At 61.4% G+C, this 11,981-nt stretch carries 11 protein-coding genes; 1 reads left to right on the forward strand and 10 read right to left on the reverse strand.

The window, feature by feature from the left end; translation table 11 throughout:
* Window positions 1–211: 211 nt before the first annotated feature.
* Complete coding sequence (locus RNA01_RS08755; RefSeq protein WP_147179591.1) at window positions 212–961, reverse strand: SDR family oxidoreductase; 750 nt, start codon at window positions 959–961, stop codon at window positions 212–214.
* A 97-nt stretch (window positions 962–1,058) separates the two neighbouring features.
* Here RNA01_RS08755 and RNA01_RS08760 point away from each other — a divergent pair, with 97 nt between their 5' ends.
* The gene (locus RNA01_RS08760; RefSeq protein WP_147179592.1) at window positions 1,059–1,967 is read left to right on the forward strand and encodes an AraC family transcriptional regulator; all 909 of its coding nucleotides are present in this window, start codon (window positions 1,059–1,061) and stop codon (window positions 1,965–1,967) included.
* Between the two features lie 304 nt (window positions 1,968–2,271).
* Here RNA01_RS08760 and RNA01_RS08765 read toward each other — a convergent pair whose 3' ends face one another.
* The 9 genes from RNA01_RS08765 to RNA01_RS08810 form a co-directional block, all read right to left on the reverse strand.
* A complete protein-coding gene (locus RNA01_RS08765; RefSeq protein ID WP_147179593.1) occupies window positions 2,272–3,282 on the reverse strand; it encodes a zinc-binding alcohol dehydrogenase family protein in 1,011 nt (336 codons plus the stop codon).
* Window positions 3,279–4,706 carry a mannitol dehydrogenase family protein gene (locus RNA01_RS08770; protein ID WP_147179594.1) on the reverse strand — a complete coding sequence of 476 codons (1,428 nt, stop codon included), beginning with the start codon at window positions 4,704–4,706 and terminating at the stop codon, window positions 3,279–3,281. Before RNA01_RS08770 ends, RNA01_RS08765 begins: the two co-directional genes overlap by 4 nt.
* Before the next feature lie 5 nt (window positions 4,707–4,711).
* On the reverse strand, window positions 4,712–5,908 hold the full coding sequence (uxuA, locus tag RNA01_RS08775) for a mannonate dehydratase (protein ID WP_147179595.1): 1,197 nt from the start codon (window positions 5,906–5,908) through the stop codon (window positions 4,712–4,714).
* 17 nt (window positions 5,909–5,925) lie between these two features.
* Window positions 5,926–6,975: an L-idonate 5-dehydrogenase gene (locus RNA01_RS08780; protein ID WP_147179596.1), complete on the reverse strand. Its 1,050-nt coding sequence runs from the start codon at window positions 6,973–6,975 to the stop codon at window positions 5,926–5,928.
* A 69-nt stretch (window positions 6,976–7,044) separates the two neighbouring features.
* On the reverse strand, window positions 7,045–8,451 hold the full coding sequence (locus tag RNA01_RS08785) for a TRAP transporter large permease (RefSeq protein ID WP_147179597.1): 1,407 nt from the start codon (window positions 8,449–8,451) through the stop codon (window positions 7,045–7,047).
* A gap of 3 nt (window positions 8,452–8,454) precedes the next feature.
* Complete coding sequence (locus tag RNA01_RS08790; RefSeq protein ID WP_147179598.1) at window positions 8,455–9,030, reverse strand: TRAP transporter small permease; 576 nt, start codon at window positions 9,028–9,030, stop codon at window positions 8,455–8,457.
* Window positions 9,031–9,100: 70 nt separating this feature from the next.
* Window positions 9,101–10,075 carry a sialic acid TRAP transporter substrate-binding protein SiaP gene (locus RNA01_RS08795; RefSeq protein ID WP_147179599.1) on the reverse strand — a complete coding sequence of 325 codons (975 nt, stop codon included), beginning with the start codon at window positions 10,073–10,075 and terminating at the stop codon, window positions 9,101–9,103.
* Between the two features lie 61 nt (window positions 10,076–10,136).
* Entirely contained in the window at window positions 10,137–10,850 is a 714-nt protein-coding gene (locus RNA01_RS08800) for a FadR/GntR family transcriptional regulator (protein ID WP_147179600.1), read from the reverse strand.
* Between the two features lie 241 nt (window positions 10,851–11,091).
* Window positions 11,092–11,847 (reverse strand): response regulator transcription factor, encoded by a 756-nt coding sequence (locus RNA01_RS08810; protein WP_147179602.1) that lies wholly within the window; start codon window positions 11,845–11,847, stop codon window positions 11,092–11,094.
* Between the last annotated feature and the right edge of the window lie 134 nt (window positions 11,848–11,981).

Here is an 11,981-nt window from a genome sequence, read left to right on the forward strand (position 1 = left end):
GGCCGTGACCCAAGCTCCCTGGGCATGCGTGCTTTGCGACCAAGACATGCAACTATCGCGCATCTCAAATACACGATAGTTGCACAGATACCCTGCCATCTCGTTGGCGAAAATATCGACAAGACTCGCGGCTTCCGCCAGCCCCGCTTGGCACCCGCAGCTAAAAGAAATACGTCCGGACGCGGCCAGGGCCTGATACGGATGGCGTTCGTCAGCTCCCTTGAGTCAAGGCCACGGCGTCCGGACCCGCCGGGAAGCGGAGTTGGCCGGAGACATCATGGACAGCGTTCCAGATCGCCTCCGCGACATCGTCTTCCGCCGTCGTCAGGGCCGGCCTGGCAAAGTCCTCCAGGATCGGCCGGGCGAACTCCGCATAATCGCCCGGAAGCAATTGATCCAAGGGCAGGACGGAGTTCGCAATGAAGTTCGTGGTCGGCGCATAACCTGGCTCGACCAGCTTCACGCGAATGTCGAAATAACCCAGTTCATGCGCGAGCGAATCGGAGAAGCCCTCGATCGCCTGCTTGCTTGCGGTGTAAGCCGCAGTAAGTGGGAAAGGTGCGAGCGTGACGCTGGAAGTCACGTTGACAATGGTGCCGGATCGACGCTCGCGCATCTGCGGGATCACTGCCTGCGCCATCGCCATCACGCCGAAAGTGTTGGTGTCGAAAATCTTGCGGATCGCCGGCATGGGCGTTGCTTCGAACGCGCCGGCCATACCGATGCCGGCGTTGTTGACCAGCACGTCGACTGGACCGGCCGCCTTGACGAGAGCTGCGATGCTCTCACCGCTCGTTACGTCGAGCGGCAGCACATGCAATCGGTTGTCTTCACTGCCGAACAGGGCGGGATCGGGACGCCGCATCGTGGCGATGACATGCCATCCGCGAGAAAGGAAATATTCGGCGGTGGCCTTGCCATAGCCCGACGAAGCGCCGGTAATCAGGATCGTCTTGGTCATTTTCTGTCTCCTTGGTTTCCATGGAGAAGGAGATAGACGATGATTTCGAGATGATATATAATTCAAAGTCTGAATTTATTTATCTATCGTCTACGAAATGGACCCTCTCAGCGAAATTATAACTTTGTTGCGACCGAGCGCCGCCGTCTCGAAGCCGATTTCCGGCCGTGGGCAATGGGGTGTCCGTTATCGGGCGCATGACGCGCCGGGTTTCACGATTGTCCTTTCCGGGGAGGCATGGGTCCTGTTCGACGGCAGGGAGCCGCTAGGACTGACGCAGGGCGACTTCCTGCTGCTGCCGACGACACCCGCATTCTCACTTTGCAGCCAGCCCGGCCTCACCTGCACCCCCGTCGAGCCGACGGATGTGGCGGTTCGGCATGGTGAGCAAGAAGGCGAAGCCGACTTCGTCGCGCTGGGCGGGAGTTTCACCTTCGAGCAGGTTAACGCCTCGCTTCTGCTTTCTCTACTGCCCAACCTCATTCACATCCCCGCCTCCGAGGGACGAACATCCCGGTTCGGTCGCCTCATAGAACTACTGTCCGAGGAGTGTGTCGCCGACCATCCGGGCAAGCAACTGATCGTCCAGCGCATGCTCGAGGTGCTGCTGGTCGAGGCACTGCGCTGGCGCAGCGTCGAGAGTGAGAGGGTTCCAGTCGGGCTGTTGAATGGAATGCGTGATCCCGGGCTTGCCCGTGTGCTGGCAGCCATGCACGCGGATGTTCGCGCGAACTGGACGGTTGCCGAACTGGCCGGTATCGCCGACATGTCGCGCTCGGCTTTTGCCGCACGCTTCGGCGAGACGCTTGGTTGCGCGCCTATCGAATATCTGGCGCGCTGGCGCATGGCGCTCGCCAAGGATGCCCTGGTGCAGGGAACAAAACCGCTGGACCGCATTGCGGACGAAATCGGCTACGGGTCCGCCAGCGCCTTTAGCACCGCGTTCCGCAAACGGCTCGGTATGGCGCCCGGCAGATTCGCCCGCGCCAACGAATGGCGAAGTTAGGTACTCCGGGCGTCATCACCTTGTCTGCAGCCTGAGGGTTGATGGAGACCTAGGCTGACATGAACAATTCCGTGACAAAGGCCACCGGTTTCCGCCGCAGACAGTCGCCCGTGAAGGGCGACTGTCTTTCCGTTCCCGTTTAACCTGCGTTCGTTCGAGGAACCGTCGTTGGAGCGTGGCATTGCCGTGTCATAGGAAACGGTCCCCCGATGGGGCCGCCGATTTGAGCCGGCGTATGCAGAGCAAGGCGCCGGCCGTTCGAAATCCCCACGGCAATTCTCCGCACCCCGGAGCCGTTGTCGAATCATACCTCCAAGATGGCCTTGATCGCGCCAGCTTCCGGGCGCGACCATTCGGAAAATAGTCGCGCACCGTCTTCCAGACGACCCCGATGGGTGTTGAGCGCCCGGGTCGGCACACGGCCGGCCTCCATCTGGCGCACGACCTCGGCAAAATCATCAGGTTGCGCGTTGCGGCTGGCGAAAAGCGTTGCCTCACGCTTGTGAAATTCGGGATCGGCAAAGGTGATATCCTGCCGAACGACCGAGAGCAGCACATAGCGCGCACCATGGTTCAGGAAATTGAAGCCTCGCTGCATTGGGGCGGCATTGCCTGTGGCGTCGATGACGACGTCGTACCATTCGCCGTCGGTCCGGCGCTCCGCCTCGCTTTCGGCCTGATCACCGGCGATCAGGATTTCATCCGCGCCGAGTTGCTCGACGGCAAACGCCAAGCGGTCCTCTCGGGTGTCCATCACGGTCACATGAGCGCCGCGCGCCTTGGCGAAGATGATCGCCGACATGCCGATCGGGCCGGAGCCGGTGATCAGCACGCGATCCTGTGCGCCGAGATTGCCTCGCTTCACGCCATGGGCGCCGATGGCCAGGAATTCGATCATTGCCGCGTCTTCCAGCGCAATGCTGCCGGTCGGCACGACATTGCGTTCGGGAACACAGACATATTCGGCCATGCCGCCGTCGCAATGAACGCCGAGCACTCGGATATTGCGGCAAGCGTTGGTCAGCCCCTTGCGGCAGGCCTGGCAGTTGCCGCAGGACAGGTAGGGAACGATGTAGACTGGCTCGCCCTTTTCCAGGCTGCTGCCGACGGGTGCCTCCTCGACCGTGCCGGAAAGCTCGTGGCCCATCACCCGTGGATATTCGAGGAAGGGGTGCTTGCCGGCGAAGATGTGGAAGTCGGTGCCGCAAACGCCGACATTACGGATGCGCACGAGAACTTCGCCTTCACCGCGTACGGGTTCGGGTCTGGAGACGAGCGAGAGACGGCCTGGTTCGTCACAAACGAGCGCTTTCATGGGATTTTCCTGTCTGCAGTGGAAGCAAAGGTTTTCAGTTCTCTGTTGATGAGGTCGCGCCAGACTCGGGCGGCGACCAGTTCGGGCGGGAAAAGCCCGCCGATGGCAAAGAAGGAAGCGGATGGATCGGCTGGATCGAGCGCACGCGCGGCGGCCAGAATCTCTTCACGGCGGGGATCGTCGCAGTCCATACGCTTGCGAACCACGGCGATCCAAAGGGCCACCGCATGGGCAAATTCGGCAGCGTCGCCACCCGTTGTCAGGACATCGACGGCTGCGGTGAAAACGCGCTGCGGCAGCTTCTGACTGCAATCCATGGCGATCTGGATGTTGCGATGGGCAATCGCCTTGTTGGCGAAGCGATCGACAAGCTGGCGCTGGTACTCATCAAGATCAATGCCCGGAACAGGGTCAAGGGTCGGGACGACTGCTCTCATATGGCGATGCACCTGATCGACCAGTTCCGGCACGGCCATGACGTCGCGGACGAATTCCAGGCCATGCAACAGCCCGAGATGGGCGATCAGCGTGTGGGAGCCGTTGAGAAGCCGGAGCTTCATCTTTTCATAAGGCTCGACATGATCGGCAAAGATGGCGCCGCCGGCCTCCCAGGCGGGGCGGCCGGAGACGAAGTGGTCCTCGATCACCCATTGCATGAAAGGCTCGGTCTCAAGCGCCAGATGATCCTCTACACCGAGCAACTCGCCGGCAAGCGCGCGGGTGGATTCGGTTGCGGCCGGTACGATACGATCCACCATACTACAGGGAAAAGCCCCGTTTTCTGCGATCCAGCTGGCAAGTTCCGGGTCCCGGCGCTCGGCCATTTCCAGCACGAGGCGCCGGACGATTTTGCCGTTGGACGGGAGATTGTCACAGCAGAGCACAGTGTAGGGTGCCACACCGCTGGCGCGGCGCAATGCCAACCCCTCGATGAGAAAACCGAGCGCACCGACCGGCGCATGCGGGTTGGTCAGGTCGGCGGCGACAGCCGGATGATCGAGATCCAGACCACCCGTCGCCGGGTGCAGGCCATAGGCCTTTTCGGAAACCGTGAGCGTGACAACGCGGATCTCCGGATCGGCGAGATAGTCGATTACCTTTTGCCGGTCGCGGGCAGCACAGAGCCAGTCTACCGTTGCTCCAATGACTTCGACGCTCTCTTCGCCGGAACCGCGGATGACGATCGAATAGAGACCGTCCTGCTCTTCAAGGGCCTCCACGGGTTCGGGAGAGCGCAGGTTGATGGCAACAATGCCCCAGGGTCCGAAGGCCGCGGTCAAGGCCCGTTGCGTGTAGACCGCCTGATGAGCGCGGTGGAAGGCGCCCAGCCCGATGTGAACGATGCCGGGGCGCAGCGCCTTGCGATCAAAGGCGGGCTGTCGCACGGTGGCGGGAAAGGTGGTCGCGGCTGAGAGGCGTTCCATCGGTGTCAGGCCATTCCGTAGTGAGAGTGAAGCAGCGCGCGTTCGATGCCGCGCAGTTCGGCCAGACCCTTCAGCCGGCCGATCGCCGGATAGCCGGGCTGGGCACCGCGCGTCAGGTCGCCGAGGATCTCCTGTCCGTGGTCGGGTCGCATCGGAATGCGATGGTCCTCACGACCTTCCACCCGTCGGCGCTTTTCCTCCGTCAGGAGGGCGGCGATCACGGCGACCATATCGGTGCCGCCCTCCAGATGTTCGTCCTCGAAAAACGAACAGGGCAAGGTATCGGTATCGCGAGTCACGTTGCGCAGATGGACGAAGTGGATCCGTTCGGCAAACCGTTTGGCGATGATGGGCAGATCGTTGTCGGGCCGGGCGCCGAGCGAGCCGGTGCAGAGCGTTACGCCGTTTGCGCGGCTGTCGACCTGGGTCAGCATGTGGGCGTAGTCGGCTTCGGTCGAGAGTATCCGCGGCAGGCCGAGCAGCGGCCATGGCGGATCGTCGCCGTGAGCGCAGATATTGATGCCGACCTCTTCAGCGACCGGCGTCACCTGCGACAGGAAGTCGACAAGGTTCTGCTGCAGCCTGATACGGTCCACGTTCTTGTAGGAGCGCAGTTTTTCAAGCAGTTGATCGAGTGTGTAGCCATCGGCCGAGCCCGGCAAACCGGCGCCGATGTTGCGGCCGAGTGCCGTGATCTTTTCACCCGGCATTTCGATGAAGCGTTTGGCTGCGTCCTCCGCCAGCCATTCCGGATAGTCGGCGCCGGCGTCGGGGCGCGTCAGGATGTGGATGTCGAAAGCGGCGAAGTCGGCGAGATCGAAACGCATGGCTTTTGCGCCGTGGCGGGTTTCCCAATGCAGGTCGGTGCGGGTCCAATCGAGTACGGGCATGAAATTGTAGCAGACAGTGCGAATGCCGCAGGTGGACAACCGCCGCAGTGTTTCCTGCCAATTGGCGATGTGGCTGCGCCATTCGCCGGTCTGGGTCTTGATGTCTTCCGACACGGGAACGCTCTCGACGACGTCCCAGGAGAGGCCGCCGACCCTGATCTCGTCTTGCCGCTTGCGGATTTCGTCGAGTGTCCAGGCAGCCCCAGTGGGAACGTGATGCAGCGCGCTGACGATACCCTCCGCTCCGGCCTGCGCGGCATCGCGCACGGTGACCTTGTCAACCGGGCCAAACCACCGCCATGTATGTCTCATAGTCTTGTCCTTTTGGTTTAACGGTCGCCGTCGAAGGTGAGCTGCACCTTGCAGGCGATGCTGCGGTCACCGGCCTGCTTGAAGGCCTCAACCGCGTTTTCGAGCGGGAATGCGTGAGATATGATCGGCCGGACGTCGATTGTCCGGCTGGAAATGAGGGAAACGGCCTCGGAGAATTCCCGGTCGAAGCGCTGCGAGCCGCGCCAGAGGATTTCTTTGCCGACCAGTGCGTTGAGCGGAATGGCCATGTCGCCGGTGACACCGACCTGCACGATGGTTCCGCGCGGTTTCACAGCGGCAAAGGCGGAGCGCAGCGCCGAACCCGCGGCCGAGCAGTCGAAGGCCACGTCGAACTGACCCTTGTCCCTCTGCCAGGGGGAGAGGCTGTCCGGTTCTCGGGTGACATTGACGGTGGAATTAGCGCCCATGGCCGGCGCGCGTGACAAGGCCGCATCGCTGAGGTCGGTCACGATGATCTCGGCCGCGCCGGCATGGCGGATCGCCGCAACGGTCAAAAGACCGATGGGCCCTGCACCCGTCACAAGGACTTGTTTTCCCGAGAGATCGTCTGCCTGCGCCACGGCATGCAGGCAAACCGCAAGCGGTTCGGCGCAAGCGGCTTCCGCCGGGCTGACGTCGTCGCCGACGGCATGGCACTGGATCGCCGGCACGATCATCCGGTCGCGGAACATGCCCTGCTCGTGCGGCAGGCGCATGGCGCTGCCCATGAACCGCATGGAAAGGCAATGGATGGGCAAGTTGAGGCTGCAGTAGTGGCATTCACCGCAGGGCTGCGACGGATTGATGGCGACCAGCATCCCAGGCACGATGGAAAAGTCACCTTCGCCTATGGCCTCAACATAGCCGGAGGCCTCGTGGCCAGCGATGATCGGTTCGCGGACCCGCACCGGCCCGAAGCCGCCATCCTGGTAATAGTGCAGATCGGAACCGCAAATGCCGCCGGCCGCCATGCGCAGCAGGACCTCGCCCGCACCGAGCGGCGGGAGTTCCTGCGTTTCGACCCGAAGATCGCGTTTCCCATAGAGGCGTGCCACTCGCGTCAGCATGTTCGAAGCTTTCCTGATGTCCCATATCTGGCAAATGAACCCCGCACGCCGGAGCGCGCGGGATACCGATTAACGAATCAAACCGAGTTGCGTTGGCAGCCACAGCGTGAGTGACGGGATGAAGGTGATCAGCAAAAGGGCGATGAATAACGGGATCATCCACGGGAGAATGGCCATGGTCGTACGTTCCACCGACAGTTTGGAGATCCGCGACAGGACGAAGAGGACCATGCCGAGTGGCGGTGTTAGAAGACCGATCATCAGGTTCAGCGTGATGACGAGGCCCAGATGCACCGGGTCAATGCCGTAGCGGGCAGCGATCGGCATGAGGATCGGTACAAGGATGCTGATGGCGGCGATCGTATCGAGGAAAGCGCCAACGATCAGCAGGAGGATGTTGACGATGATCAGGAAGGTCCACCAGTTGTCCGTCAGCGAGAACATGAAGTCCGAGAAGAGCTGAGCCGCCTGGCTCACCGTCAGCAACCACGCGAAGATCGAAGCCGCCGTGACGATGAAGAGCACAGAAGCCGTGGTCTCGATGGTGTCGAAGGACGCTTTTGCCAGCGCCCTGAAGGTCATGGTGCGATAACGCACCAGGCCGAGAAAGAGCGACCAGATGACGGCGGCAACTGCGGCCTCTGTCGGTGTGAACCAACCCATGGACATGCCGCCGATCAGCAACACCGGTGTCATCAGTGCCATGACGGCATGGAAATCGAAGTACCAGTCGAGTGCAACGAGCGCCGCAAGCCCGATCAACACGGCGATATTGACGGAAAGCCCGGCCAAGATCAGCAGGTAGATGGCCGCAGGGAAGCATAGCACGATGACCACTTCGAGAGAGGCGCCTGCCAGCCGGCGAAGCTCGAAGGGCGTGTCCGAACCCCAGCCCTTGCGACGTGCAAAGATGAAGACCGTCAGCATAAGCAGCACTGTCATGACGACGCCGGGCAGGATACCGGCCATGAAAAGTGCACCGATCGAGGCATTGGCCATCATGCCGTAGATAACGAAAGGCAGTGACGGCGGGAAAATCGGACCAAGGGTGGCCGAGGCCGCCGTAACGCCGACCGCCGCCTCGACGGGGTAACCATGATCCCTCATGGCCTTGATCTCGATCGTGCCGATCCCGGCCGCGTCGGCAAGCGCGGTGCCGGACATGCCGGAGAATACTACCGAACCGATGATGTTGACCTGCGCCAGGCCACCCTTCATCCAGCCGACCAGCGACAGGGCGAAATGGTAGATGCGGCCGGTGACGCCGGCGATGTTCATCAGATTACCGGCAAGAATGAAGAAAGGCACGGCAATCAGCGGAAAACTCTCGACGCCGGCGATCATGCGCTGGGCCGCGATGATATCTGGCGCAACGCCGTAGACCAGGAGATAAGACAGCGACGCCACGCCCATGGCGACCGCGACCGGCGTGCCGATGAGCATGAGAAGCAGGAATGCACCGATGAGAAGCAGCACTGTTCAGACTCCTTGTGAAAGGTCGGCTTCTTCAGCCTGCTCGCGAACCGTTTGGGCGCCGGTCATGTCCTTGATGAGGTTTTGCAGCGCGCGCAGGAACATCAGGGCGAAGGCAGCCAGAACGGTGTAGAAGACGACTCCGCGCGGCAGGTCCACGGTGACCATGCGTTCGCTGCCGACAACCGCCACATAGCGCCACATCAGCCACGTCATGTAGGCGAAGAAGCCGATCACGATGAGGTCCACGAGGCCCTGCAGCAGGCACGCGCCGCGCTTCGATATCAGGCGGTAGAGTATATCGACCTGGATGTGCCGGCACATGCGCACGCACATGACCGAACCGAGAAAGACGATGACCACGAGGCAATTGGCGGCGATTTCTTCCGTCCATGCCAGACTGTTGTTCAAGGCGTATCGCGTAAAAAACTGCAGGAAGACGCAGAAAGCCATGCCCCAGAAGATCGCGAGCGTCAGCCAGTCTTCTATCGCGTAGCGCGTAAGGTCGACTGGGCCTGCATCGTCCTCGAAAGCGTGCGCAAGCTCATCCACGCTGCTCGGCGTGTGTTGCGGGTCTGTCATTTGAGAAGCTCCAACGGGCGGAATATGCGGGGTGAAACCCGGCGCCTGACAGGCACCGGGTCGCGCGCGGCTATTGAACCGCGCGGATCGCTTCCCAGTCGGCCTTGTTGTAACCGAACTCCTCGAAGGTCACCTTTTCGAGCACGGTCTTCTCGAAGTCGGACTTGTCGACTTCGACGACATTGATGCCGCGCTTCTTGAACTCGCCGACAAGGCCTTTCTCACGTTCCTCGATGATCTTCGTGGCCCTTGAGGCTGCCTCCTGCATTACGTCCGTGAATATGCCTTTGTCGTCATCAGAAAGGCTGTTCCAGAGGTTCTTGGAGACGACCGTGTTCAGGTGGTCGACGATGTGGCCGGTGAGGATGATGTTCTTCTGAACTTCGTAGAACTTCTTGGCCTCGATCGTCGTCAGCGGGTTCTCCTGAGCTTCGACAGTGCCGTTTTGAAGCGCCAGATAGACTTCCGCAAAGGCGATCGGCGTCGTGTTGGCGCCACAGGCGCGCGGCATGGCAAGATAGGCGGGAACGTCCGGCACGCGGATTTTCAAGCCGGCCATGTCGGCGCATTTTTCGATCGGTCTGTTGGATGTCGTGTGGCGCGTGCCGTAGTAGGTGACGGCGGTGATCCGGTTGCCGGTGGCGTCTTCGTAGCCCTTGGCCAGACGCTTGAAGATGTCGCTTTTCGTATAGGCAAGCAGATGGCTCGGGTCGCGGAAGATATAAGGAAAGTAGGTCACCCCGATCGGCTTGAAGTCACGGGCGGCAAAGCTCGAACCGGAGATGATGATGTCCACGGTACCAAGCTTCAGGCCCTGATTGATGTCGGCCTCCTTGCCGAGCTGAGAGGCCGGATAGACATCGATCTTGTATCGTCCATCGGTCCGCTTGGCGATCTCCTCAGCCGCCCAAACGGATTCGGTATGGAAAGGCTCCGACGTCTCATAGACGTGGGCCCATTTCAGCACCGTTTCGGCCTGAGCCGCTAGGGCAGAGACCAGAACAAGCGCGGTTGCGCCCAATACTGCTTTCAATCTGAACATCATTTTTCCTCCCAAATTGATTTCAGACTCCACTCCCCAACCCTCCGCGCCATGCGCAGCAGGATCAGTCTTCTCCGGCCAGCTCCTCCCCGAAGCTCTCCGAAAATCTCTTCTGCGCCAGCGTCAGATGCCGGCGCATCGCTTCGCGTGCAGCGGGCGGATCGCCGGCCGCTATGGCGTCACGGATCGCCTTGTGCTCCTCTGCCGCCCTTTGCCAGGTGTGGGGCCCTTCGAAATAGCTCGCCAGCTTCTCGAAGTAGGGCGACGTGCGCTTGTCGATCAAAAGGCTGATGACGTGGTGAAGCGCAGCATTGCCGATCATGTCGGCGATGGCCGCATGGAAAGCGAGATCGGCGGCGATGGCGCGCTCCGGCTGTTCGAATGACGCTTCCATCCGCGCCAGCATTTCGTCGAGCTGGGCGATGCCTTCGGGTGAGGCATGCCGGGCGGCCTCTTCTGCAATGGCGCTCTCGACGATGCAACGGGCCTGAAGAATCTCGAAGGGGCCATCGACTTCGTCCGCCGGTAGGGTGACCGGCACGGCTGCCGGCCTCTTGGCGATATAGACGCCCGAACCCATGCGGATCTGGATATAGCCTTCAACCTCGAGGACGATCAGGGCCTCGCGTACTGTCGGACGCGAAACGCCAAACCGTTCGGCAAGATCGCGCTCGGCTGGAAGCCGTTGACCAACGACCAATTCCCCTGCCGCGATCAGCGCGCGTATTTGGTCCGCGACCTGCCTGTAGAGGCGGCGCGGCTCCAAGGCCACAAACATTGCTATCCTCCCTCAGCGCATGTCCTTGCACGCGAATTTGGTAAAGTGGTAATACCAATTTACCCATAGGAGCGCATTGGTCTCCGGAGTCAACCGAATTTCTTAACAAGATTCAATTTCGCCTGGCGCGGCGCGCGCCCGTGGCCTGCACCTGCAGCGGCGCGCTCTGGACTCGGCCTGTCTGGAACGACTGGTGCCGGGCGAGACCCAGTGGGTTCAGGCGGTCTATACAGCGCCGCTTTTACGCGGACGCCGAGCGGTGGTTGGCGGCGGTCGGTTTGCGCTCGAGCCATTGCTCAAGCTCCGCTTCGGCGCGCTCCAACGCATTGTGGTTGAGCAGTTTGCGTAGCAGTGCCACCGTCACTGCCCGGGCGCGCAGATTGAAGCGGCCTTCTTCAGCCGCATCGCCGACCGGTTGGTAGACGCCGAGTTTCTCATAGAGTTGCTGCAGGCGGTTCTGGACGCTACGCAGCGACAGATTGCGGCGGCGCGCGATCGCCCGGTCGGTCAAGCCGAGCGCGATGTCGATCAGGATCTCGTATTCCGAGTCGGTGAAACCCTTGGCATGGCCAAGGCTCTTCTGCTGCAGGCCGCGAACCTCCCGGTCTATCACGCATTGCGCCTCGATGAAGATCGAGCGCAGGGCAAGGTGCAGGCGCTCGTCAGATGCGGATTTCAGAACGTAACCATAGGCGGCACCCTCCGGCACAATGCGGGCTATGCCCCGGACATTGGCCTCGTCGGCATAGTTCGACCAGAACAGGATTCGCGTGTCCGGCCTTTCCTTCCATATGGTACGCGCCGCCTCTATGCCGTTTCGTGGGCTCATTTGCAGGTCCATGACGATGTATTCCGACCGGTGGTCGCGCGCCAGCTTCTCGCCGCTGAGACCGTTTTCGGCCTCGAACACGGTGTCGCATTCCGGCAAGGCGGAACGCACGGCCTCATTGAGATAGGCCCTGTGGAGGGCGTCATCCTCGATGATCAGCACCTTCATGTTTCGTCCTCTTGTGTCTGATCCGGCAGCGGCAGGCAGACGCGAATGAAGGTTTCGTCATTCTCCCGGCCATAGTTGAACCCGGCGGAGATCAACCGGGCCCGTGTTGTCATGTTACCGAGCCCGCTGCCGGG

Origin of the sequence: Paenirhizobium naphthalenivorans, from assembly GCF_007992095.1 — a bacterium.
In the GTDB taxonomy this organism is placed as follows: Bacteria; Pseudomonadota; Alphaproteobacteria; order Rhizobiales; family Rhizobiaceae; genus Allorhizobium; species Allorhizobium naphthalenivorans.

Excerpts from the sequence above, each read along its gene's own strand:
- RNA01_RS08755 (WP_147179591.1), bottom strand. The coding sequence starts at position 961 with ATGACCAAGACGATCCTGATTACCGGCGCTTCGTCGGGCTATGGCAAG.
- RNA01_RS08760 (WP_147179592.1), top strand. The coding sequence starts at position 1,059 with ATGGACCCTCTCAGCGAAATTATAACTTTGTTGCGACCGAGCGCCGCC.
- RNA01_RS08765 (WP_147179593.1), bottom strand. The coding sequence starts at position 3,282 with ATGAAAGCGCTCGTTTGTGACGAACCAGGCCGTCTCTCGCTCGTCTCC.
- RNA01_RS08770 (WP_147179594.1), bottom strand. The coding sequence starts at position 4,706 with ATGGAACGCCTCTCAGCCGCGACCACCTTTCCCGCCACCGTGCGACAG.
- uxuA (WP_147179595.1), bottom strand. The coding sequence starts at position 5,908 with ATGAGACATACATGGCGGTGGTTTGGCCCGGTTGACAAGGTCACCGTG.
- RNA01_RS08780 (WP_147179596.1), bottom strand. The coding sequence starts at position 6,975 with ATGCTGACGCGAGTGGCACGCCTCTATGGGAAACGCGATCTTCGGGTC.
- RNA01_RS08790 (WP_147179598.1), bottom strand. The coding sequence starts at position 9,030 with ATGACAGACCCGCAACACACGCCGAGCAGCGTGGATGAGCTTGCGCAC.
- RNA01_RS08795 (WP_147179599.1), bottom strand. The coding sequence starts at position 10,075 with ATGATGTTCAGATTGAAAGCAGTATTGGGCGCAACCGCGCTTGTTCTG.
- RNA01_RS08800 (WP_147179600.1), bottom strand. The coding sequence starts at position 10,850 with ATGTTTGTGGCCTTGGAGCCGCGCCGCCTCTACAGGCAGGTCGCGGAC.
- RNA01_RS08810 (WP_147179602.1), bottom strand. The coding sequence starts at position 11,847 with ATGAAGGTGCTGATCATCGAGGATGACGCCCTCCACAGGGCCTATCTC.